General features: G+C 67.3%; 29 protein-coding genes. 14 read left to right on the forward strand and 15 right to left on the reverse strand.

Features of this window, described 5'->3' with window-relative positions; genetic code table 11:
• Positions 1-50: 50 nt before the first annotated feature.
• From FV560_RS16675 to FV560_RS16720, 10 genes are all read right to left on the reverse strand, one after another.
• On the reverse strand, positions 51-869 hold the full coding sequence (locus tag FV560_RS16675; RefSeq protein ID WP_159622701.1) for a DUF2303 family protein: 819 nt from the start codon (positions 867-869) through the stop codon (positions 51-53).
• The gene (locus FV560_RS16680; protein ID WP_159622702.1) at positions 862-1,239 is read right to left on the reverse strand and encodes a hypothetical protein; all 378 of its coding nucleotides are present in this window, start codon (positions 1,237-1,239) and stop codon (positions 862-864) included. Before FV560_RS16680 ends, FV560_RS16675 begins: the two co-directional genes overlap by 8 nt.
• 101 nt (positions 1,240-1,340) lie before the next feature.
• Complete coding sequence (locus FV560_RS16685; protein ID WP_159622703.1) at positions 1,341-2,117, reverse strand: hypothetical protein; 777 nt, start codon at positions 2,115-2,117, stop codon at positions 1,341-1,343.
• Between the two features lie 41 nt (positions 2,118-2,158).
• Positions 2,159-3,010 (reverse strand): hypothetical protein, encoded by an 852-nt coding sequence (locus tag FV560_RS16690; RefSeq protein ID WP_159622704.1) that lies wholly within the window; start codon positions 3,008-3,010, stop codon positions 2,159-2,161.
• On the reverse strand, positions 3,007-3,474 hold the full coding sequence (locus FV560_RS16695) for a hypothetical protein (protein WP_159622705.1): 468 nt from the start codon (positions 3,472-3,474) through the stop codon (positions 3,007-3,009). The genes FV560_RS16690 and FV560_RS16695 overlap by 4 nt, the downstream gene beginning before the upstream one ends.
• The gene (locus FV560_RS16700; protein ID WP_159622706.1) at positions 3,474-3,764 is read right to left on the reverse strand and encodes a hypothetical protein; all 291 of its coding nucleotides are present in this window, start codon (positions 3,762-3,764) and stop codon (positions 3,474-3,476) included. The genes FV560_RS16695 and FV560_RS16700 overlap by 1 nt, the downstream gene beginning before the upstream one ends.
• Positions 3,761-4,141, reverse strand: a complete 381-nt coding sequence (locus FV560_RS16705; protein WP_159622707.1) for a hypothetical protein — start codon at positions 4,139-4,141, stop codon at positions 3,761-3,763. The genes FV560_RS16700 and FV560_RS16705 overlap by 4 nt, the downstream gene beginning before the upstream one ends.
• A gap of 103 nt (positions 4,142-4,244) precedes the next feature.
• The gene (locus FV560_RS16710; protein ID WP_159622708.1) at positions 4,245-4,496 is read right to left on the reverse strand and encodes a hypothetical protein; all 252 of its coding nucleotides are present in this window, start codon (positions 4,494-4,496) and stop codon (positions 4,245-4,247) included.
• A gap of 74 nt (positions 4,497-4,570) precedes the next feature.
• Positions 4,571-4,762 (reverse strand): hypothetical protein, encoded by a 192-nt coding sequence (locus FV560_RS16715; protein WP_159622709.1) that lies wholly within the window; start codon positions 4,760-4,762, stop codon positions 4,571-4,573.
• Positions 4,759-5,034, reverse strand: a complete 276-nt coding sequence (locus FV560_RS16720; RefSeq protein ID WP_159622710.1) for a helix-turn-helix domain-containing protein — start codon at positions 5,032-5,034, stop codon at positions 4,759-4,761. The genes FV560_RS16715 and FV560_RS16720 overlap by 4 nt, the downstream gene beginning before the upstream one ends.
• Positions 5,035-5,235: 201 nt before the next feature.
• Here FV560_RS16720 and FV560_RS16725 point away from each other — a divergent pair, with 201 nt between their 5' ends.
• The 11 genes from FV560_RS16725 (at position 5,236) to FV560_RS16775 (ending at position 12,029) form a co-directional block, all read left to right on the forward strand.
• The gene (locus FV560_RS16725) at positions 5,236-5,793 is read left to right on the forward strand and encodes a helix-turn-helix domain-containing protein (RefSeq protein ID WP_159622711.1); all 558 of its coding nucleotides are present in this window, start codon (positions 5,236-5,238) and stop codon (positions 5,791-5,793) included.
• Complete coding sequence (locus FV560_RS16730) at positions 5,793-6,383, forward strand: DUF6932 family protein (protein ID WP_159622712.1); 591 nt, start codon at positions 5,793-5,795, stop codon at positions 6,381-6,383. Before FV560_RS16725 ends, FV560_RS16730 begins: the two co-directional genes overlap by 1 nt.
• Positions 6,380-7,300 carry a hypothetical protein gene (locus FV560_RS16735; protein WP_159622713.1) on the forward strand — a complete coding sequence of 307 codons (921 nt, stop codon included), beginning with the start codon at positions 6,380-6,382 and terminating at the stop codon, positions 7,298-7,300. Before FV560_RS16730 ends, FV560_RS16735 begins: the two co-directional genes overlap by 4 nt.
• 31 nt (positions 7,301-7,331) lie before the next feature.
• Positions 7,332-7,742 carry an ImmA/IrrE family metallo-endopeptidase gene (locus FV560_RS16740; protein ID WP_159622714.1) on the forward strand — a complete coding sequence of 137 codons (411 nt, stop codon included), beginning with the start codon at positions 7,332-7,334 and terminating at the stop codon, positions 7,740-7,742.
• Between the two features lie 210 nt (positions 7,743-7,952).
• Positions 7,953-8,171, forward strand: coding sequence for a hypothetical protein (locus tag FV560_RS16745; RefSeq protein ID WP_159622715.1), 219 nt, complete (start codon positions 7,953-7,955; stop codon positions 8,169-8,171).
• Positions 8,168-8,404, forward strand: coding sequence for a DUF3263 domain-containing protein (locus FV560_RS16750; protein ID WP_159622716.1), 237 nt, complete (start codon positions 8,168-8,170; stop codon positions 8,402-8,404). Before FV560_RS16745 ends, FV560_RS16750 begins: the two co-directional genes overlap by 4 nt.
• Positions 8,404-9,870, forward strand: a complete 1,467-nt coding sequence (locus FV560_RS16755) for a recombinase family protein (RefSeq protein WP_159622717.1) — start codon at positions 8,404-8,406, stop codon at positions 9,868-9,870. The genes FV560_RS16750 and FV560_RS16755 overlap by 1 nt, the downstream gene beginning before the upstream one ends.
• A complete protein-coding gene (locus tag FV560_RS16760) occupies positions 9,867-10,517 on the forward strand; it encodes a hypothetical protein (protein ID WP_159622718.1) in 651 nt (216 codons plus the stop codon). The genes FV560_RS16755 and FV560_RS16760 overlap by 4 nt, the downstream gene beginning before the upstream one ends.
• Before the next feature lie 173 nt (positions 10,518-10,690).
• Positions 10,691-11,062 (forward strand): TadE/TadG family type IV pilus assembly protein, encoded by a 372-nt coding sequence (locus FV560_RS16765; protein ID WP_159622719.1) that lies wholly within the window; start codon positions 10,691-10,693, stop codon positions 11,060-11,062.
• A gap of 8 nt (positions 11,063-11,070) precedes the next feature.
• Complete coding sequence (locus tag FV560_RS16770; RefSeq protein ID WP_159622720.1) at positions 11,071-11,538, forward strand: pilus assembly protein; 468 nt, start codon at positions 11,071-11,073, stop codon at positions 11,536-11,538.
• A complete protein-coding gene (locus FV560_RS16775) occupies positions 11,535-12,029 on the forward strand; it encodes a pilus assembly protein TadG-related protein (RefSeq protein ID WP_159622721.1) in 495 nt (164 codons plus the stop codon). Before FV560_RS16770 ends, FV560_RS16775 begins: the two co-directional genes overlap by 4 nt.
• 75 nt (positions 12,030-12,104) lie before the next feature.
• On the opposite strand, the gene FV560_RS16780 is transcribed toward FV560_RS16775, so the two are convergent.
• Positions 12,105-12,614 (reverse strand): anthrone oxygenase family protein, encoded by a 510-nt coding sequence (locus tag FV560_RS16780; RefSeq protein WP_159622722.1) that lies wholly within the window; start codon positions 12,612-12,614, stop codon positions 12,105-12,107.
• A 351-nt stretch (positions 12,615-12,965) separates the two neighbouring features.
• Here FV560_RS16780 and FV560_RS16785 point away from each other — a divergent pair, with 351 nt between their 5' ends.
• Entirely contained in the window at positions 12,966-15,095 is a 2,130-nt protein-coding gene (locus FV560_RS16785; RefSeq protein ID WP_159622769.1) for a heavy metal translocating P-type ATPase, read from the forward strand.
• Between the two features lie 149 nt (positions 15,096-15,244).
• Here FV560_RS16785 and ehuA read toward each other — a convergent pair whose 3' ends face one another.
• The 4 genes from ehuA to FV560_RS16805 are packed head-to-tail and all read right to left on the reverse strand — an operon-like array spanning position 15,245 to position 18,341.
• A complete protein-coding gene (gene ehuA, locus FV560_RS16790) occupies positions 15,245-16,045 on the reverse strand; it encodes an ectoine/hydroxyectoine ABC transporter ATP-binding protein EhuA (RefSeq protein WP_275401916.1) in 801 nt (266 codons plus the stop codon).
• Positions 16,032-16,682 (reverse strand): amino acid ABC transporter permease, encoded by a 651-nt coding sequence (locus FV560_RS16795; RefSeq protein ID WP_159622723.1) that lies wholly within the window; start codon positions 16,680-16,682, stop codon positions 16,032-16,034. The genes ehuA and FV560_RS16795 overlap by 14 nt, the downstream gene beginning before the upstream one ends.
• Before the next feature lies 1 nt (position 16,683).
• Positions 16,684-17,397 (reverse strand): amino acid ABC transporter permease, encoded by a 714-nt coding sequence (locus tag FV560_RS16800; RefSeq protein ID WP_159622724.1) that lies wholly within the window; start codon positions 17,395-17,397, stop codon positions 16,684-16,686.
• 11 nt (positions 17,398-17,408) lie between these two features.
• Complete coding sequence (locus tag FV560_RS16805) at positions 17,409-18,341, reverse strand: transporter substrate-binding domain-containing protein (protein WP_235020186.1); 933 nt, start codon at positions 18,339-18,341, stop codon at positions 17,409-17,411.
• A gap of 498 nt (positions 18,342-18,839) precedes the next feature.
• On the opposite strand from FV560_RS16805, the gene FV560_RS16810 reads away from it, so the two are divergent.
• Both FV560_RS16810 and FV560_RS16815 read left to right on the forward strand, forming a co-directional pair.
• Positions 18,840-19,403 (forward strand): HhH-GPD-type base excision DNA repair protein, encoded by a 564-nt coding sequence (locus FV560_RS16810; protein ID WP_159622725.1) that lies wholly within the window; start codon positions 18,840-18,842, stop codon positions 19,401-19,403.
• 163 nt (positions 19,404-19,566) lie between these two features.
• Entirely contained in the window at positions 19,567-21,012 is a 1,446-nt protein-coding gene (locus FV560_RS16815; RefSeq protein ID WP_235020187.1) for a multidrug effflux MFS transporter, read from the forward strand.
• Positions 21,013-21,257: the final 245 nt, after the last annotated feature.

Raw genomic sequence — 21,257 nt, forward strand, 5'->3', positions numbered from 1 at the left:
TCGGCTCGCACGAGGGACGCCCGCTGGGTCCGGGTCGGGGCTGCCCGGGGTCAGCCGGGTTGGCCGTGGAAGATCGGCACGCCGTCGGGCACGCCGGTGCGGATGGCGTCGAGGACGTCGTCGAACGCGGCCCGCAGCACGTCCTCCGGCCGCTCCAGCACGAACCCGACCCGCAGCACCGACTCGTGCAGCCGATACCGGAACCTGGCGACGACCCGGTACGCCTTCGCGCCCTCGAACGGGATGAGCCCGAGCTCGAAGGTTTCCGGGATGTCCATGCGGCCGGACTTGCCGCCCTTGGCGTCGACCTGCTCCTTGTACGACAGCTGCACCTCACCGGTGCTCAGGCGTTGGGAGGAGTCGAACGCGGCCGACTTGGTGGCCTGGAACGTCTGCGCGAGTTCGAGCATGTCCGCACCGGTCGGTTTGACGATGTCGACGAGGCGGTTCTCGATGTGCTCGGCGAACGTCTGCTGATCCACCATCTGCCCGGAGAGTCTGTTCCAGGCCTTCCACGCTGGTGGTTGCACGAGCCCGAGGGAGACACGGTGGTCACCCCACCCGGGCGCGGTGTCGCCGTTGCCGTCGAGGATGGCCACCACCTCGGTGCTGGTGGCGTCGGCGTAGATCTCCGTCCCCGCGGTGGTGTGCCGGTTCACGTACGCGGTGAACGAGGCGGCATCACGAACGACGGGGCGACCTTTCTTGCGCCGGGGGAGGGAGGTGTGGGCCGACAGGTCCAGGAGGTGCTTGTTCCCGTCGCCGTCGGTGATGACCTGGTAGGGGTGCTCGTCCGGGTTGACTGGGTGCGGCCTGGTGGCGGCGTATGCGGTCGAGACGATCTCTCCGGCGTCGGTGCGCTCACTCATCACCAACCACCTCCTGAGCCCGTGCGGGCGCCTCAGCGAGATCCGACGACCCGCCGAACAGGGACAGCTGGTTCGGGTCGTTGCGGACGAGGTCGCCGGTGGGGTCGATGTAGAAGATCGACGCGACCCGGTCGTGCTCGGGCAGCTTCGTCTTGATCTGATCCGAGGTGACGACCGCGTCCGTGGAGCCCTTCATCGGCTCAACCGACAGGGTGTATGTGACGGACCCCTTCTTGCCGGTGTCCTTCACGCGGGCGACGAGGTCATGCAGCGCCTCGGACAGTTCCCGGTGGGAATGGCCGCGGCCTTGTTCGAGGAGCACGGACGCGAAGTCCCGCGGCTCCCTTGGTGGTGGTTCCTTGTTCACCATCACGGTGTCCTTCCTGATGCGGTGGGTGGGTTGTTGCGTGCCCCGCCGAGGGCTTGCACCTCGGATGCCGCTGGTTCGGGGCTGCCGCCCGGGGGAGGGGTTCAGGCGGCGGTGGTGGAGGCGCGCAACGCGGCGACGGCGTTGATGTCGAGGCCGGTGTGTGCGGCGATCGACTCGTCCGGCTGCCCCACCTGAATGAGGGAGCGGGCCATCGTGATCGCCGGCGCCTCAGCCGGAGCAGTCGCCGGAGCCTGAGCGGGCGCCTGCTGGGGCACGGGCGCCTGGACGGGAGCCGGTACCTGCTGCGGTGCCACCGGGGTGGGCGTCGACACCGGGGCCTGCGCAGGGGCAGACACCGGCGGGGGTGCCGGTGCTGCAGGCTGACCACCCACACCCTGCTGCGGCTGGTCGGACATCAGCGCTGTCGACGCAGCCGGGGTGTAGGTGATCTTCCAGAACTTCCGGGACCGCTTGTCCATCGGGTCCTCACGGTGGGTGAACTCCACGTGGATCTGCGCACCGACCTCCAGGCCACGCGCACCAGTCGCCTTCACCGCGTTCCGGACGGCCTCCTTGAGGTAGCGGCCCTCGATGTAGAACGTCCGCTTGCCGTCGTCGTCGGTGATGTTGACCGGGTCCCGCTCGTCCGTCTGGACGGTCACGATGACGCCCATGATCGGGTCACCGGAGGGGAAGAACTTCAGGTCCCCACCGCCGGGGTTGTTCTTGTCGTAGTCGCGTTCCTGCCGGGTCTGCGGGGGCTCGGTGATGGTGCCCGTGCGGGGCTGGCCGGGGTTGGGTTCGTCGAACTTCCATGCCGGGTTCCCGGCACCGCCGCCCATGAGGACGGAGTTGGCGTCGTACGGCGTCTGAGTCATCTCGTGCTTCTTTCTCGTCTTGCCACCCGGGGGTGGCGGGGTTAACCCCTGGCCGCGGGCGCGACAGGGGAGTCAATGAGCCCGGCGAGCTGGTCACCAGGCGGCCGGTGCCCCGGCTTCGTCATCCCGGCCGGACGGTCCGGGTAGCGGGGGCAGTCGAAACACCCCTCAGCACGCGGCAGGCTGGTGATCCAGCCGTCACGCACCTCAGCGCCAGCGGTCGCGAGGGCCTGCAGGTTCACCGCGAACTGCGTGGCACGATCCAGCGCGTCGACGGCGACCTGCTCGTCGTACGGTTCGTGCCACCACACCGCCCGCGTCATGGACTGCTCGTTACGGGGCAGGTGCGCGATCGCGACGTGCTCCACGCGGTACCCGGCGTTGACCCAGCCGCGGCCGTACAGGTGCGCCTGCACCCGGTGCTCCGGCTTCGGGCGCTTCTTCGCCGCCCGCAGGGTGGTGATACCGACGATCTTCCAGTCGACGGTCATCCCGGTGACGGTGTCGAACAGGTCGCACGTGCCCCACACGTCCGTCCCGGCCACTTGGCCGACCAGGACCTTGTGCTCGGTGAGGTAACGGCGCCCGGTGGTGTGGTTCGCGTTGCGGTGGTTCTCGTGCTCGATGAAGAACACCTCCAACGCGGAGTGCACGGCGGTGCCGACGAACGGCAACCACCCGAGCTCGGCGTTCTGCGACCAGCCGGCCAACTGGGCGGCCAGGCAGTGGTCGCACGGGTTGCCGATCTCGGAGGGCCCGATCTCGACCTGCAGCGACCTAGGGGCGTTCATGATCGAGTCGGCGATGATCCGCTCGGCATCCTTCAACGCGGCAGCGGGGTCACCACCGGCGTACGGGGCGTGCACCGGCGGCAGCACCGCGGTGGCGGTCATGATGCACCGCCCGTGATCTGCAGGCGACCAACCTGACCGGAGGCGTACGCCTCCTCGACGGCGGGCAGCACGTCCTCGGCCACGGTGCGCCCCGACGGGAGCACGGTGTGGGGGAGGAACTCGACCTCGAACGTCACGATGCCGGCCGCGACCGCCTCGAGCTTGGCCTTGACCATGAGCGCGAGGGCCCGCCACCGCTGCCGGACGGCCTGCTCGTACGCCGTCTCAGCCGCGCTGGCCGTCCGATCCTTGCCCGTAGGCGTCAGTCGGAACTCGTCAGAGTTGCGGTCGGGCAGCGGGAGCACGAACCGGATCTGCCGGCCGTCCATGACGAACCCGATCGCGGCGCGCGCGCCGTCCCACCCGTAGGTGAAGGAGCTGGCGCCGTACCGGGTCAGGGTCCGTTCGATCTCGGCGCGCGACCGGTCGGAGGAGACCTGGGTGCTCTCGGCGTAGCGGGCCATCAGGCATCCGCCGCTGCGGTCAGGCTTCGCTTGAGCGCAGCGAACCCTGACTCGAACCAGGTGGGCGCCACCGGCAACTGGCTGATCAGTGGGTCGTCCGCGTACAGGGTGTCGTTCATGCCCGGCCTGTCACCACGGACGACGACCACACGGTAAGCGCGCCCGTCGAGGACGAACGCCTCATACGTCACCTGCGCGACAGTGAAGTGCTGGCCGCGGCAGTTGGTAGAGGTAGGCCCGTCGACGACCGTGATGGTCACCTGGATGCGGGTCACGGGTCCGGCGCTCATCGCTGACCCGCCTCACGGATCGTGACGACCTTCGCCCCCGGGCTCCGGTACTCATCCAGCGCGGCGGGCGCGAACCGCTTCTTCACCTCGGCCGTGTCCAGGGACGCCTTGTAGAGGTTCGGGTGCTGCGTGATCGGGTAGTCCTTCGCCAACGCGGCCGTGTCGAGCCGCATCGGGCATGTCACGACGGCGTCGTACTCCCCGAACGGATGCTTTCCCTCGTCGAGCTCGTCGGCGATGAGCGCCTTGAGTTCGGCTTTGCGGTCGGTGAGGGCTTTGATGTCGGCGTCGGTCTTGGCGTGTTCGAGGACGAGCTGCTCAATGCGCAGTTGCCGGTCGGTCTCGTCCTGCTGCTTCTTGGTGGTCTTGGTGTTCACGGGTCTTGCTCCGTTCAGGTGAGTGCGATGACGAGGAGGAAGCCAGCGCCGACGAAGAAGACGAAGGTGGCGGCTTCAGCGAGGGCCCAGGCGAGACGGCGCATCAGGACACCGCCGACAAATGCCGCGGCCTGGGGTCAAGGGCTCCCTCGACGTGGGAGGCGAGTCGGCGGGCCTGGGAAGGGGAGAGGACGATCTCGACGCCGCCGGCGTAGATCGCGACCCGCCCACTGCGGTGGTCGACGTCGAGGCGGGTGTCCTCGTGGATGCGGATGACCGCATGCCCGCGGGTGGTGCCGTCGACGCTGGTTTGGGTGACCTGGCCGGTGTGGTTCATGACGGTGATGTCCTGCATCGCGTACGCTCCTTGTTGTTGGGTGAAGCCCGGTCCGGCGTGGTTGTTGTGGCCGGGCTTCGCTGTGTCCGGGGTCAGGCCGCGCCCGACTCCCGTGTGTCCAGACCGCGGCGGGCCCGGATCCGCTGCTCGAGTTCCGCGAGCGGGGGACCGGTGGGCGTGTACGCCGCCCGCGCTGCTTCCTCCACCGGCAGTTCGTCGAGCTGCGCGTAGGCCTCGGCGATCGCTGCCCCGGCGGCCCGGATGGCTTCCTGACGGGTAGTCACGCCGGCACCTTCCGTGCGATCTCCCGCGTGACAGTGGACACTTCGGCCACGAAAAGAGAGCCCCTGGGTGCATCCAGGCACTTCTCAATGGCCTTGGCCCAGTCGGGCCGGATGTAGGTGCGATGCCCGGATCGCAGGTGCCCGATCGTGGCGCGCGAGCATCCGACCTTGTCGGCGAGCTCGCGCACGCTGAGGTCGCGGTACTTCATGTACTGCGCCAGTGCGCTAGCGCTGATGAGCCGCACGTCGAACCTTCTCTCTCGAACGATCACTTCATCTCCCTCCTGAGAGTAGACGACTGTGGTGTGTCACGCAAGAGACTAGACACATTAGACGCGGTTGTCTACTCCCAGCGCCGGGTGCCGTCACGGTCTGATCGTTGGAATCGCGTACTTACAACCGTGGAATCTGTAGACGTTGCGTCTACTCTGGTGCTGGCGTACCGAGCGCGTGACACTGGAGAGTCTGTAGACGTGAGCAACGAACCGACCGGCCCGTGGGTCGAACCCATGATCCGCGCCAAGGCGACCGACCCCCGGAACGGGCGGCCGTCATGGAACCGGCTGGCAGAGCTCGCTGACGTCTCCACTACCACGATCACGCAGATGGTCGAGGGGAAGCGCCGGACGAGCCCCCAGACGATCGGGAAGATCGCCGACGCCCTCCACGTAGACCCGGAGCGCGTGTCGGAGTGGATCGGACGCGACCAGCCGGTACGCCGGGCGTGGGAACCGCCCGGCGAGGTCAACTTGCTCACAGCTCGACAGCAGAAGGCGCTGGCCGAGCTCATACGGGCGATGGCTGCCCCTGAGCGAGAGGAGGTGGTGGGACATGCTGATGCCGAAACCGGTCCCACCCCCATGAACCCCGCCGGCACCCCGCCGGCCACCAACGTACGAACCCTCCACACCAACACGGGCGTGGAGGGCATGCCGCCCATGCCGGACGACCTCGCGGCCATGGACGGCGAACCAGGCAACCCGCCAGACACCACCACAGGCGAGCACGACCAGCGGGGGCAAGAGGACTGATGGTGCTTGAGTTCACAGTGGATGGGCGCCACATGGAGCCCGGGCGAACCCGACTCTCCTGGTACCAAGCCAAGGAGGAGCTAGTCGAGGCCGAGCGGTTCGTGGGATCGGAAACGCGCTCCACTCTGTGGGAAGGGCTGGAGCAGTACGTAGCCCGCTTCCTTGCCATCGAAGAGGAGCATCAAGACCGACTAGCCGGACGACCACTGGTCCACTACCTCTGGTTGGGCGGGAGCTTCGTCAGCGCGAAGCATGACCCACGCAACATTGACGCCACGGTCTGTGTGGATGGTCCCGCAAAAGATGCCCTCAAGGGTGTTCCGAGAGGGGCCTCCCAGGTCAACAAGCTCTTCTCTCGCGAGCGAGTGCTCGAAGAACTCGGCGTGAGTCCGATCGAGCTCCTCTATCGTCCGGTCCGCTCTGTCTTCCGGCTCGATGAATTAGGTTCCCCGGAGCTTGACTATCTCAGGCAGCGCGGAGGGTGGGATGATTGGTGGCAGCGATGTCGGATGGAGGGTGAAGACTCGACTCCTGAGCCGACGGTCGAGTCTGCACCGCCGAAACGAGGGTACGTGGAGGTGACGTTGTGAACCGCGAAGTCCGGAACGCTCTTGCGCATCGTCTCGGTGCTGCCCGGGAGTGGCTAGCATCGCAGCCTGACGTCGACGAAGACGCGCTTGAGGTCGAAGTCAACTCGCGCCGCAACCAACTAGCGGCGATGCGCTCCTTCGATCGTCGTGCGCGCCTCGGCGAAGAACTTGTCGTACGCCTGGTCGGTGAGGGCACCGATGAAGGACTCCTGGATCTTGAGCTCTCGTCTCTCCTGGATAGTGTCCGCCGTGCCTTCGACGACGGCGGCAAGATCTCGATGGCGCTTGCTGGTCTCAGCAGGGGCAGCACCGTGGTGCACTTCCGCCCGGTAGCGCCAAAAGTCGAGGGAGACGTCATGGACGACACCATGGTTCAAGTCGATACATCGCCAGCTGAGGCAGTCGGTCGTCGCTTCGTAAAGCTCGTCAGCGCTGCGGAAGGGGAGAACGATTTGCGCCCGTGGCTCGACATGGTTGATGGCCTCGATCGCTTCACGGCGACCCTTGAGAAGCGCGACCTCAGTGCTCAAGTGAGTTGGCTTGCGCTCTCGGGAGACATCACGACGTCTTGGCTGACCGCGGTCGGCCGCGCTTACGTCACGCGGCAGTCTGTGCCGAGGTCACGGTTCGAGCGGACCTATGTCCACGGCCGCGTGACAGAGTTGCGCGAGTCCGGCTTCGTGAAGCTCAAGACGGCGTTGTACCGGAACGCGCCAGCGCATGAGGTGCACATCGAGCCCGACCAACTGGCTGACTTGCGACTGACCCTTGGGTCGAGCGCCCACTTTGAGGTCGAGAAGCAAGTCGCTGTCGATTCTCTGGACCGCGAGCTGTCGACACGACTTACCTTCTTGCGTTCACTCGCGGGTCAGCGAACGGATGAGCGCCAGATCTTCGATCGCGGTGACCTGGATTGAATGTCGTTGGTCGGTCGTACGGTCGACCACCATGTGGCACCCCTGGCGAACACTCCGCACTCTCACGCACGTCGACGTCCACTGGACCGACCAACCGCGGGGGCGGATCGCAGCCACTGACGGGCGCCGCATCTGGATGGACACCCGCCTGCTGCAGGTGCAACGCCGCGTAGCTGCCACCCACGAGTTGATCCACATCGAACAGGGCCACACGTCCGGGTGCCACCCGCGTGTGGAGGCGTGGGTGCGTGTAGCCACCGCTCGCCGCCTCATCACCATCGACGCCCTGATCGATGCCCTCCGCTGGACCGAGGACTGGCATGAAGCAGCGGACGTGCTGTGGGTGACCGTCGAGGTCCTCAAGGATCGCATCGACCATCTCACCCCCGACGAGACCGCGACCCTCATCCGCGTCTACGAGGAGACCGAGGGTGGCGCCTGAGTGTGTCCCAACCCAGGCGGGACACACCGACTGCATCCGGGGCCTCTGAGTGTGTCCCGCTCCCCGTAGGGGGGAGCGGGACCGGGACACACCCAACCAGGTGTTTCCGGACACACCTGGGACACACCCGGACACACCAGCCCCGGGAAGCCAATGTCAGCACCCACACCTACGATCCAGAACAGACCCGAAGCACCCGTGGAGGACCCCGTGAACACGAACACACAGCGCCCGAAAGACCCGACCATGATGCTGATCTTCAGCCCAATCGCACTCGTCCTCGGGATCCTCCTCATCGTCATCGGCGAAGACGCCCAGCTCGTCACCCTCCTCGGAGTGTTCCTCGTGCTCGCATCCATCATCTGGGGCGTGCGAGGCCTACTCCGCCTGCGGAAAGTCCACCAGTGGGCGCAGGAGCGGCGCTCATGACCACTCAGGCCGTCGACCTCCCGGACACCGACCGCGCGATCCTCGACCTCGAAGCACGGTTCTGGAAGTACGCCGGCGCCAAGGAGACCGCGATCCGCGAACAACTCGACCTGTCCGCCACCCGCTACTACCAGCGCCTCAACCACCTCATCGCCACACCGGCCGCCAACGCGTACGCCCCCATCGTCGTGAACCGACTGCGACGGGCCCTTGCCAAGCCGCGGCGGTCATGATGCCCCCGAACCAGAAGCGACACCTACAACCCGCACCCGAACGACCCCTCCGCGCCGTCCTCTACCTCCGCCAATCCACCCACCGCGAGGAATCCATCAGCCTCGAAGTCCAGGAAGCCTCCGGCCGCGACCACGCAGAACGCCACGGCTACCAGGTCGTCGCCGTCGAAGCCGACCCCGGTATCACCGGCCGCACCTGGAAACGCCCCGCCGTGCAACGCGTCATGAACATGATCGAAGCCGGTGACGCTGACGTCGTGATCCTGTGGAAGTGGTCGCGCCTGTCCCGGTCACGGCGTGACTGGGCGGTCGCCGTTGACCTCGTCGAGCAAGCCGGCGGCCGTATCGAATCCGCCACCGAACCGATCGACGTCGCCACCAGCTCGGGCAGGTTCGCCCGCGGTGTCATGGCCGAGCTCGCCGCCTTCGAATCCGAACGCATCGGTGACACGTGGAAGGAAGCCCACGCCCGCCGCGTCGCGCAGGGGCGACCCGCGAATGGGAAGCCCCGGTGGGGGTACGCCTACGACCCGGAGGAGAAGCTGCACAAGCCGGACCCGGAAACCGGGCCGGTGTTGGCGTCGCTGTACCGCCGCTATATCGCCGGTGAGTCGGTGTACGGGTTGGTGCGGTGGCTCAACAGCAACGGGTACGAAACGCTCCCCGGCTACTCCGCCTCCGGTGCTGGTCCCTGGTCTGATCGGTCGCTGCGGCGGGTACTGGACTCTGGGTTCGGTGCCGGTCTCATCAACGTCCGTGGCGAGCAACGTCCCGGCGCCCATGAAGCGGTGATCAGCATGGGGGAGTGGGACGCGTACCAGGTCGCCCGCCGAGAACGGCGCGTCGAGCGCACGACGGAACGGTCCCAATACCTCCTCTCGGGCATGGTCCGCTGCCAGTGCGGGTCGTCCATGAACGGGGGGCAGTTCGGTGGGGCACGGGAGCCGAAGTACCGGTGCAAGCAGGCGCATGCGCAGGACCGCCACCCTGGCGGGTACGCGTCCATGCGTGTCGTCGAAGGTGCGGTGCTCGCCTGGTTGCGTGACCTCGCCGCCGACGTGGAAGCGGCGGGGGAGGCGTCTTCGTTGCAGCAGCGGTCAGCACGCCGTCAGGAGTCCCTGGCCACCCGACTGACACGTGAGGTGGAGAGGGTGAATGCCCAGTTGCTGCGGGCCACCCGTGGCCACATCGCGGGCACGATCCCGGAGTCGATGTACGCGCAGATCCGCGACGAGCTCACGCAGCAGTTGGAGGGGTTGCAGGCGCGGCAGCAGGCGGCCGCTGTCGCATCGAGGCGGGCACCGGCGCCCGAGCTCGCACGTGACCTCCTGGCCGACTGGGAGGTCCTGTCGGTGGAGTTGCGGCGGGGTGCGTTGCGGCAGCTGATCGACCGGGTGGTGGTGACGCCGGCGCGGCCGCGTTCTACGGTGAGGGTGGTGCCGGTCTGGGAGGGTGAGGACCGATGACAGGGTGGGTCAAGATCGTCGAGGGAGTGCCTGTGGACGCCGCTTTGGCATGGGTGGCTGCGATTGCAGCTGCCGTGACTGCTCTGGCAACGATCGGCCTTCTGGTTGGGGCCGTCGGGACACTGACGAGCGCTCGCCGCCAACTCAGCTTGCTGAGAGCGCAAGCTGAGCGGGAGGGCCGTCCATACGTCGTCGCAGAAGTCGTCCCCGGATTTCATGGAGCTGGATCATGGGATCTGATCGTGCGCAACTACGGAAGAACCAGCGCACGTCAGATCACCTACACCGTCGAAGGCCTCACGAAGAAGAACCCTGAGGACCACATCGCCACACCGCTGGCAAGCTACCTGGAGTCGGAGCGCTGGCTGGCGCCGGGCGCGCGAGAACGAGTGATGTGGAGGCACGATCCCGCCAAGGGGATTACAGAGTCGGGGGTTGATGCAAGGTCGACCGTCAGGGTCAGATACAGAGACGAGCTGGGGACCCCGTTCTCCGACACTTTTGTCTTCGATACCGGAGTTCTGGGTGCGATTGCCCCAGTGCCGACGACAGGCCCCGAAGCAACTTCCGGTGCTGACAAACCGATGCGCAACCTTGCCCATGCGCTGCGCGCGATCGCCTCCCACATTGGAGAGTTGCGGCGCTAACTCGGGTGACTCCACGGGCGAGTGACGTTGATGACCGGTGCCAGCGTTCACCCCGGGTGAGCCCAGGTATCAGTCACCCTCATGACTGCAGGCCTCGTGGTCCTGATCTGGGCGCTTGCGGGCGAGGCACTCACCCAGGTGTTCGAGACGGCGATGGACCGCGTGCTGAGCCAGTGAACGACTCCGAGCGCGGCTCGGCGTTGGTCGACTTCCTGCTGGTCTCGGTATTGGTGACCGCCCTGGTCCTCGGCGTGATCCAGCTCGCGCTGACGCTCCATGTGCGCACGGTGCTGGTCGACGCCGCGGCTGAGGGGGCCCGGTACGCGGCCCTGCACGAGAGCGCCCTCGCCGCCGGACAGGACCGGACGGCCCAGTTGATCGGGATGACCCTGCCCGAGGACTATGCCTCCGACGTCAGCGCGGAGACCGGATCGATCGACGGAGTCGACCTGGTCGAGGTGCACGTTCGAGCGCCCATCCCCGTGCTGGGGTTGTTCGGCCCGTCGGGTGTGCTCACCGTGACCGGGCGGGCGGTGGCCGAATGATGCGTGCGATGCGATGGCTGCGCCGTCGGTGGGCTGCGGTGCGGGCGGGCACCGACCGGGGGAGTGCGGTGGTGGAGTTCCTCGGGGTCGCGCTCATCCTGCTCGTGCCGACCGTCTACCTGATCGTCACGCTCAGCCGCGTGCAGGCGGCCGCCTTCGCGGCGGACGGTGCGGCTCGGGATGCGGGCCGTCTGATCGCGCAGGCCGACACGATGGCCGAGGGAGTCTCGCAGGCCGAGCTGGCCGTGGAGCTGGCGTTCGCCGACCAGGGTTTCACCGTCGACGGGGAGCATGCGCTGGAGGTGACCTGCCAGGAGGACCCGTGCCTGAGCCCTGGCGCGTACCTGCACCTGGAGGTGAGTGCCGACGTGGACCTCCCGCTCGTGCCGGAGTTTCTCGCCGGTGCCCTCGCCACTCAGGTGCACGTCCAGGGAGAGGCGCTCACCGCCGTCGACGACTTCCGGGAGTTGCCGTGACTCAAACGTTGCTGACCCGGCTGCGCGCACGCTGGCGGTCGCAGGGCCACGACGACGGTCAGATCCTGCTGCTCTCGCTGGTCTACGGCGTGGTCACGCTTGCCCTCGTGCTCGTCGTGGTGTCGGTGAGCGCGATCTACCTCGAACGCAAGCGGCTGCTCTCGCTCGCCGATGCGCTCGCCGCGGATGCGGCAGACGCGGTCGACGAAGCGTCCTTCTACGGCGGTGCGGCAGTCGATCCCGGTGACCTTCCGCTCACGGATGCCTCCGTCCAGGGTGCCGTGGCCGACTACCTGGCAGCGGCCCCGGCCGGGGTGGCAGAGTTTGAGGATTTCGGCGTGGTTCCGCCGACTGGAAGCCCTGATGGCCTGACGGCGCAGGTGTCACTGACCGCACGAGTGCGGCCCCCGCTGGTGCCGTGGGCGATCATTCCCTTCGCTGACGGGTTCGTCATCGACGTGACCGCCTTCGGAGAGGCAGACGACGTCTGAGCGGCGACCGCTTGCTGTACGTTGCGGTCGCCCGATGCGCTTGACGCGTTCGCCCGAGTCGCCGCCTGGCTGAGTTCAGGCCACCGCCGCGATCGCTAGTAGCACGAGGCTCAGCGTCGAGGCGACGGTGCGCACGAGGTTCCACCCCACCCACACCCGGTCGAACTCCGCCCGCATCGCGGCGATCGCCTCGGCACTTGCGTCTTCGAGGCGCATGTCCCGCACTCGGTTGTTGAACGGCAGGATGACGGTCAGCGTCGGGAGCCAGAAGCCGGCGGCGTACAGCAGCGCGGCCGCAGCGAGCAGGACCGAGGACGTCGTGCTGAGGGACGACAGGCTCACCACGAACACGACCGGCAGCAGGATGGACGTCCCGAACACGACCACGCCGAACACCGGCTGCCAGTCGACGGAGGGCGCAGTCGGCTGCAGTCTCCGGTCGATCGTCTGAAACCCGGCGAGCGACTCCCGCGCCGGTGCATCGCGCAGCCCGGGCACGATCAGCGTCGTGAAGGTGAAGAAGACCCCCGCGGACAGGCCTGTGGTCACGAGAGCGATGATCAGCAGCACCTGCACGATGTCCATCGAAGCCTCCGGGATCCAGGGACCAGCCGCTACAGCACCGACCACGCCACCAGTGCTGTGATCGCGGCAGATGCGCCGAACACCATGGTCCCGGATCGAGGCTCGTGATGGAACACCGCGGCACGCTTCCGTGGCCGGGTATGGAAGTGCGCCTTCGCCCGGAGATGCGCCGGAGTGACCGGGGTGCTGCCATGGAGGTGGCGGTGCGGAGGCCACCGGCACGATGCTCGCGGCTCGGGTCTGTCACCGCAACGAGAGAAGCCCCCTGGCTGCAGCCGGAACCGGCTCGGAATCATTGCCTGGAATACCCCTAGGGGGTATCGTGTTCAGAACGACATGGCGAACGACAGGATGCAGATGAGCACCCACGACCACAGCAAGCACACCGGTCGCGAGCACGAGGAACCCGGCGAACAGGGCCCCAGCGGTCACGGTCACGACGAGCACAGCGGTCATCGCCATCACCAGCAGCAGGGCGGCCATGACCACCATGAGCACAGCGACCACCACCAGCAGGGTGGCGATGACCATCACGCCCACCATGAACACGGCGACCATGTCGCCCAGTTCCGCCGGCTGTTCTGGATCATGCTCGCCCTGGCGGTGCCCACGGTGGCCCTCTCACCGGCCTTCGGGCACCTGCTCGGGTACGCTCCGCCGTCGGGAACTGCGTGGATTCCCGCCGTGCTCGGCGTGGTGATCTACGTCTGGGGCGGGCGGCCGTTCCTCACCGGCGCGGTCTCGGAGCTGCGTTCACGCGCGCCCGGCATGATGCTGCTCATCGGCATGGCGATCACTGTGGCATTCCTCGCCTCGGCCGGTGCCACGCTCGGGCTTCTGCCGCACGACCTCGAGTTCTGGTGGGAGCTGGCCCTGCTCGTGGTGATCATGCTGCTCGGCCACTGGATCGAGATGCGATCGCTTGCCCAGACCTCCTCCGCGCTGGACTCTCTCGCCTCCCTCCTGCCGGATGAGGCCGAGCGCGTGGACCACGGCGGTGAGATCGTCACGGTCGCCCCGGGTGAACTGACCCAGGGAGACATCGTGGTCGTCCGCCCCGGCGGGCGCATCCCCGCCGACGGCGAGATCATCGACGGCCGGGCTCACCTGGACGAGTCGATGATCACCGGGGAGTCCGCTCCGGTTGCGCGTGGGGAGGGAGAGACCGTGGTGGCCGGCACCGTCGCCACCGACTCCGGGCTCCGGGTGCAGATCACGGCCGTGGGGGAGCAGACGGCGCTCGCGGGCATCCAGCGGATGGTCGCCGAGGCGCAGTCCACCTCCACGAAGGTGCAGCGGCTGGCCGATCGCGCCGCGGGCTGGCTGTTCTGGTTCGCGCTCGGCGCGGCCGTGCTGACCGCGGTGGTCTGGCTCGCGCTCGGGAGCCCGGATCAGGCGCTGATCCGCGTGATCACCGTGCTCGTGATCGCCTGCCCGCACGCGCTCGGGCTGGCGATCCCGCTGGTGGTCTCCATCTCCACCGAGCGGGCCGCACGCGCCGGAATCCTGGTCAAGGACCGGCTCGCGCTGGAACGTGCCCGAACGATCGACACCGTGCTCTTCGACAAGACCGGCACGCTGACCAAGGGCGAGCCCGCTGTGCAGCACATCGCCGGCGACGACACCGACGAGGTGCTGCGCCTGGCTGCGGCCGCCGAAGCCGACAGTGAGCACCCACTGGCACGAGCCATTGTCCGGGCGGCCGAACACCTCACGTTGCCCGCGGCCTCGGGATTCTCCTCGGAGCCGGCCGTCGGCGTCCGAGCACAGATCGAGGGCCAGGAGGTGCGGGTCGGGGGACCGGCATTGCTCGGCGAACTCGGTGCGGCCGCGCTCCCGGAGACCACCGCATGGGCTGAGCGGGGCCACACGGTGTTGCACGTGAGCCGCGCGGGAACCGTGATCGGCGCACTCGCCCTCGCCGACGACATCAGGCCCGAGTCACGCCAAGCTGTGGCAGATCTGCACGCCGAGGGCGTCCGGGTAGTCATGATCACCGGTGACGCCGAACCGGTCGCCCAGGCGGTGGCCGAGGAACTCGGGATCGACCAGGTGTTTGCCCAGGTGCGCCCCGAGCACAAGAACGCCCGAGTTCGTCAGTTGCAGGACGAGGGCCGGGTGGTGGCGATGGTCGGCGACGGCGTGAACGATGCCCCGGCGCTCGCCCAGGCCGATGTGGGTATTGCGATCGGAGCCGGCACGGATGTGGCGGCCGCCTCAGCGGGGGTCATTCTCGCCGGCGACGATCCCCGGTCGGTGCTGCAGGTGGTGCGGCTTTCCGCCGCCAGCTATCGCATCATGGTGCAGAACCTGTGGTGGGCCAGCGGGTACAACCTCATCGCCGTGCCGCTCGCCGCGGGTGTGCTGGCGCCTATCGGGTTCGTCATGCCGATGGCGGTAGGAGCGCTGCTGATGAGCGCCTCCACGGTCGTCGTGGCCCTCAACGCCCTGCGATTGCGCCGCATCGACCTGGGAACCTGACCGGGTCGACACGGGCGCGTTGAGCCGGGGTGCCCAGCTGCACGAGTCGACGCATCTGTGTCGCTCCGGTAACTGAGACCGGCTCAACCACGACGGCGGAGCTCACCTTCCGTAGGTGAGCTCCGCCGTCGTGAGGTGTGGCTAGGTCGTCACAGGACCGCGCGCAGGAACTCCTTCGTGCGCTCGTGCGTGGGGTTGGAGAACATCACGTCGGGCTGAGCGTCCTCGATGATGTGCCCGCTGTCGAACATGAGCACCCGGTCGGAGACGTCCTGGGCGAACTGCATCTCGTGGGTGACGATCAGCATCGTGATGTCGGTGTTCTCGGCCAGATCGCGCAGCACCTGGAGCACATCGCCCACGAGCTCGGGGTCCAGGGCCGAGGTGACCTCGTCCAGCAGCAGGATCTCCGGGTCCATCGCCAGCGCGCGGGCGATGGCCACGCGCTGCTGCTGACCACCGGAGAGCCGGCTCGGGTGCTGGTCAGCCTTGTCGCCCAGGCCGACCTGCTCCAGGAGTTCCTTCCCGCGAGTGCGAGCCTCCTCCTTTGACTTGCCGAGCACATGCACCGGCGCTTCGATGATGTTCTCGATCACGGTCATGTTCGGGAACAGGTTGAACTGCTGGAACACCATCCCGATCCGGCGGGTCAGCTGAGCGACGTCCTTGTGACGGCGGGCCACGCGCTTGCCGCCACGTTCGACGTGGGTCAGCGGGACGCCGTCGACGTGGATGTAGCCGCCGGTGAGGGACTCCAGGGTCATCACCAGGCGCAGAATCGTCGTCTTACCGGAACCCGACGGTCCGATCAGCGTGACGCGCTGGCCGCGCTCGACCTCGAAGTTCAGGTCGTTCAGCACGGTCAGGTCGCCGAACTTCTTGACGACGTTCTCGAACGTCAGGGCCGGGGCACCGGGCACCGGCTGCAGGGACTCATCAGTAGGTGGCAAGGCGGTTCTCCAGTTTGCGCATCAGGACGGCGGTCGGGTAGCTCGCCGCGAGGAAGATCAGGCCGGCGAGGATGAACGGCTCGTCATAGCTGAAGGTGCTGCCGCCGTACTTCTCGGCCGCGGTGACCATCTCGGGCACCGAGATCATGATCAGGAAGGGGGTGTCCTTGAACATGGCGATCGCCCAGTTTCCGAGCGAAGGAACGGTGGCTCGCAACGCCTGCGGGATGATCACCGCCCGCCAGGTGCGGCCCTTCGACATCGACAGCGCCGTGGCGGCCTCCCACTGACCTGGGCGGATGGACTCGATCCCAGCACGGTACGATTCCGCCATATACGTCGAGTAGTGAACCGCGTACACAATGAGCCCGACTGTGAGCGCCTCAACATCGGTTGTGATGACAAAGGCCCAGATCGCGGCCAGCTGCAACGGGATCGGCGTCATCCGGATGATGTCGAGGATGCGGAAGATGATCGCAGCGACCACCTTGGGTGCCTCACGGAGGACGATGGCCCAGACCAGGCCGAGAACCGCTGCGCCGATCGAGGAGACGATTGTCACCAGAAGGGTGACGCGAAGGAACGCGGACAGTAGCTCTGGCAGCACGGCTGCTGCGTGGTCCCAGCTCCAGTTCATGTCAGCCCACCCCCGCCACGGCTTCAGCGCGCTTGGTGGCCTTGCGGCTCTCCGGCTTCAGACCGAGACGCCGCTGGGCGCGAAGCTCCAGGATGCGCATCCCGCTGGAGAGGAGCTGGTTCAGCGCGTAGTAGATCGCAAAACCGATCCCGAACGAGAACAGCTTGCCCATCGTCCGGCGTAGGTCATCGGCCACAAATGTCACGTCGTGCAAGAAGATGAAGCTCGCCAGGGCCGTCCCCTTGACCAGCATGACCAAGAGGTTGTTCAGGCCAGGAAGCATCAGCGCCCATGCCTGCGGCCAGATAATGCGCGCCATGCGCTGGACGGAACCCATGGACAGAGCCGTCGTCGCTTCCCACTGTGCCTTGGGGACCGCCGCGAGAGAGCCACGGACGACCTCGGCACCGTAGGCGCCGTAGTTGAGCCCGAGAGCGGCAATACCGACCGGGATCGGGTCGAGTTCCAAGCCGATCTGCGGGAGCACGAAGAAGAAGAAGAACAACTGCACCACGAGCGACGTGCCGCGGAAGAACTCCACCACCATGCGACCGGGTGCCCGTAGCCAGGAATTCGGGCTCAGCGTCAGTAGCCCGAGCGCGACGGCAATCACGAAAGCGACGGCGGCGCCGCCCAGGCCGAGCTGGAGGGTGACCACCAGTCCGTCCCAGAAACGCGGCGCCGCCGTGCTCAGATCATCGAGGAACGCGTCCACGAGAAGGGTGCTCAGCCAGCCTCGGGAAGCTCGCCGGCGCAGAGCATCTCAGTGGTGATGTCCTCCGGCGCGTACTCAGCGGCGCTGAACCCGAACTCACCGACGACGGACTCGAAGTCCTCCGCGCTGCCGATCACGCTGCGGTAGGCCTCGTTGTAGGCCTCACGGAACTCGTCGTCGTCCGGGTGGAATACGGTCGCGCCCGCACCGACCTGGGAGATGCCGTCGACCTCTGCCACGAATGACTCGGTCACCTCGACCGGAACATCCGGGTTGCGCTCAGCGAGCGCACGCAGGGAAATGCCGGTCAAGGCGTAGGCGTCGACACGCCCAGCTTCGACGAGTTCCATACCGTCCTCGTTGGTTCCCACGGTCTCGTACTCGATGCCGAGATCAGTGGCGTAGCCCTCTTCGATGGCGCCACTACCCACGGCGAGCGTGAGGTCGGTGTCGACCATGTCCTGGAGGGTGGCCAGGCCGTTGGGGTTGCCCTCCGGCACCATCAGCCCGGTGGTGTACATGATCTCGGGAACACCGAAGTCGGCCTCGGCGCAGCGCTCCGGCAGGATCGACATCCCCGCCGAGATCGCGTCGAAGCGGCCGGCGTTCAGACCCGGGATGAGGGCGTCCCAGTCGACCACGGTGGCCTCGATGTCATCGATCCCGAGCTCGGCGAAGACGGCCTCGTGGATCGCGATCGTGGCGCCGGTCGGGTTCCCTTCGTCGTCCAGGAAGCTGTAGGGCTCCTCACCGTTGATGCCCACGGTGATGGTTCCGGACTCCTGGAGCTCGGCCAGGGTGCCGCCGGAGTTGTCGCCGCCGTTTCCGCCGTTCGTGTCGTCGTTGCCACCTTCAGTGTCGCCACCGCCGCACGCGGCCAGTCCGAAGGCGATTGCCCCCGCGGCTGCGGTCAGCGCGACACTCCGTCGCGTCGTGATTGTCATCTTGATCCCTTCGGTTGGACGAGGCCAAGCCTCCCGGTCACCAACCCCCGTGCACTGGGGGTGCGGCCCCCTCTGTCGCCTCGCCAGGACGTGTGTCCGGCGAAGTTGATCAGGCGCGCGGTACCGGACGGGTCACCCCGACTGGTCTTCGATGCCACTCCACGCTAAGCAACGGGGCGTGCGTGCTCAAACGGGCCAGACCCGCGCGCAGGTGCGTCGCGAGCACTCTGGTGGGTACCGAGCAATCTGTGTGATCCTGCGGGTTTGACGTCACTCTCGCCATAGTGGAACAGGTGGACGGAAGGCGCGTGACGCCGTCGACCATCGTTATCATTCCGAGACGATCTCCACAGGAATCTTTGGCTCCAGTAAAGAATACTTTGCCGTCACTTTGCTTTGGCTGCTGGTGTCGGATGCTCTCGACGTCGTCGCCTGACCGGTTCTACACGCCCCTGCAGGTCCCTGTTGCCTCTCGCGGCCCCGTGCGATCATGTGCTCGTGGGATTCCAGATCGCCAATGAGCCGGCAGCCGACCAGGTCCTCGACGAGCATCCGTTCGCCGTGCTCGTCGGGATGATGCTCGACCAGCAATACGGGATGGAGCACGCCTTCCGGGGTGGATGGAAAGTCCTCACCAGGTTCGGCACGCTGGACCCGGCCGCTATCGCGGCGGCAGACCCGGAGGAGTTCAAAGCCATGTGCTCGACTCCGCCGGCGATCCACCGGTTCCCCGGGTCGATGGCCGGCCGCCTGCAGGAGCTTGCCCGGATCGTGGCCGACGACTACGACGGCGATGTCACCCGCCTGTGGTCGGAGGCGGCGTCAGGCAAGGAACTGGTGAAGCGGATCATGGCGTTGCCTGGCTTCGGGAAGCAGAAGGCGCAGATCTTCGTCGCGCTGCTCGCCAAGCAGCTCGGGGTGCGCCCGGACGGATGGCAGGAAGCGGCAGGGGACTACGCACTCGACGGGCATCGCTCGGTTGCGGACGTCGTCGATGCCGAGTCTCTGCTGCGGGTACGTGAGTACAAGCAGGCCAAGAAGGCGGCGGCCAAGACCTCCTGACGACCTGCCTGAGGTCGTTTCCCGGTACGTGCTTTGCAGGCCGATGACCGGTGTCGGCAGTATCACAGCAATCCAGCGCGAATCGATTCGACCGGATGGTAGAGCCGCCCGGAGAATGGTGTAGCCCGCTGTTCTTTCGCGCTCTACCTCCGGGAACCCCGCCGTGACCTCCGACGCTGCCCCTCGCGCCCGCGCCGACCACCTGCCCGTCGATGACCTCTCGCTGCCGACCGGCATGCCCGACACTGACGAGTCATCGGTGACCCCGCCGACTCGTGCGACCCAGGCCGCGCTGGACGGTGTGCCGGCAGATGTGGTGATCGACGCGAACCGGCCGGATACCGAGGTGCGCCGCACCGATGGGCGTGGCACAGGTGCGCCGGCGCCACCCACCACCCGGCGACGCACCTCTCCCAAGCTGGTTCTCCTGCTGGGGTCCATGGCTGCCCTCGGCGCTCTGACCGTCGACATGTACCTGCCATCGTTGCCCGAGGTCGTCCGTGATCTGGCCGCCGGCGAGGCGTCGGTGCAGTTCACGATCACCGCCACGCTGATCGGCGGCGCGCTCGGGCAACTGCTCATCGGTCCGCTGTCGGACAAGTACGGCCGGCGACTGCCGGTGCTGGTGGGCATCGTCGTGCACATCATCGCCTCGCTGCTGTGCCTGACAGCCGCCGATGTGGCCCCGCTGATCGTGCTGCGGATGATCCAGGGGATGGGCAACGCCGCAGCCGGCGTGGTCGCCGTGGCCGTGATCCGCGACCGCCTCTCGGGCGCCGAGGCCTCGGCCGTGCTCTCGAGGCTGATGCTGGTGATCGGGGTGGCGCCGTTGCTCGCTCCGACCTTCGGCACACTCATCGCTGCCGTCTGGGACTGGCGGATGGTCTTCGCCGCACTGGCGCTGTACGGTGCGGTGCTGCTGGTGATCGTGTGGCGCTTCCTTCCCGAGTCGCTCCCCGTGGAGCGTCGCAACACCGGATCGGCCCGGTCGGTGCTCGGTACCTACCGGGTGCTGCTGGCGGACCGGCAGTTCGTCGCCCTCGCCCTGCTGCCCGGGTTGGGGATGGCCGCACTGTTCGCCTATGTCTCTGGTTCGCCATTCGTGATCCGCGAGGGATATGGCCTCTCCGAGGGGCAGTTCTCGCTGCTGTTCGCGATCAACGGCATCGGGCTCGTTCTCGGCTCCCAGCTCAATGCTGCGCTCGTGCGGCGCTTCGCCCCGGTTCGTCTCATCCGGCTGGCACTACCGATCTCGACCACGCTGGCCGTGGTGTTGCTGGTGATCGCCGCGACCGGTTTCGGCGGTCTGATCGGACTGTGCGTGCCGCTGTGGCTGATGCTGTTCGTCAACGCCCTCGTTCCACCGAACGCCTCCGCGATGGCACTGACGCGCCACGGAGAGCGGGCTGGGTCCGCAGCGGCCCTCATCGGCTTCTCCCAGGCCGGCGTCGCCGGGATGGTGGCGCCCGCGGTCGGATTGCTCGGCGCGACGGCGACCGCGATGAGCGTGGTGATCGTCGCTGCGATGGTGGCCTCGACGCTGGTGCTCGCATTGGGTACGCCCGCCTATCGACGCGGCGGGTGGGCGCTGTCTGCAGATCACGCCTGAGACGCCTGGCCAATGCTGGGTTGTGCGGTCTTTGTGAGTCCGCGGATGTCTCAGAAGTCAGCGTTCGGCGGCGAGGACGGTGCCGGTTCTGTTTGGCGGACGGGCGCCGGACGGGGCACAGTGGACGGATGAGGTCGAGGAGCCCCCGCGTAGGTACGGCGAGGAACGAGGTGTGCCGCAGCGAGGCACCGCAGAACTCAGACCACGGGGCGAGGATGAGGTCGAGGAGCCCCCGCGTAGGTACG

Origin of the sequence: Ruania rhizosphaerae, from assembly GCF_009805705.1 — a bacterium.
Lineage (GTDB): Bacteria > Actinomycetota > Actinomycetes > Actinomycetales > Beutenbergiaceae > Ruania > Ruania rhizosphaerae.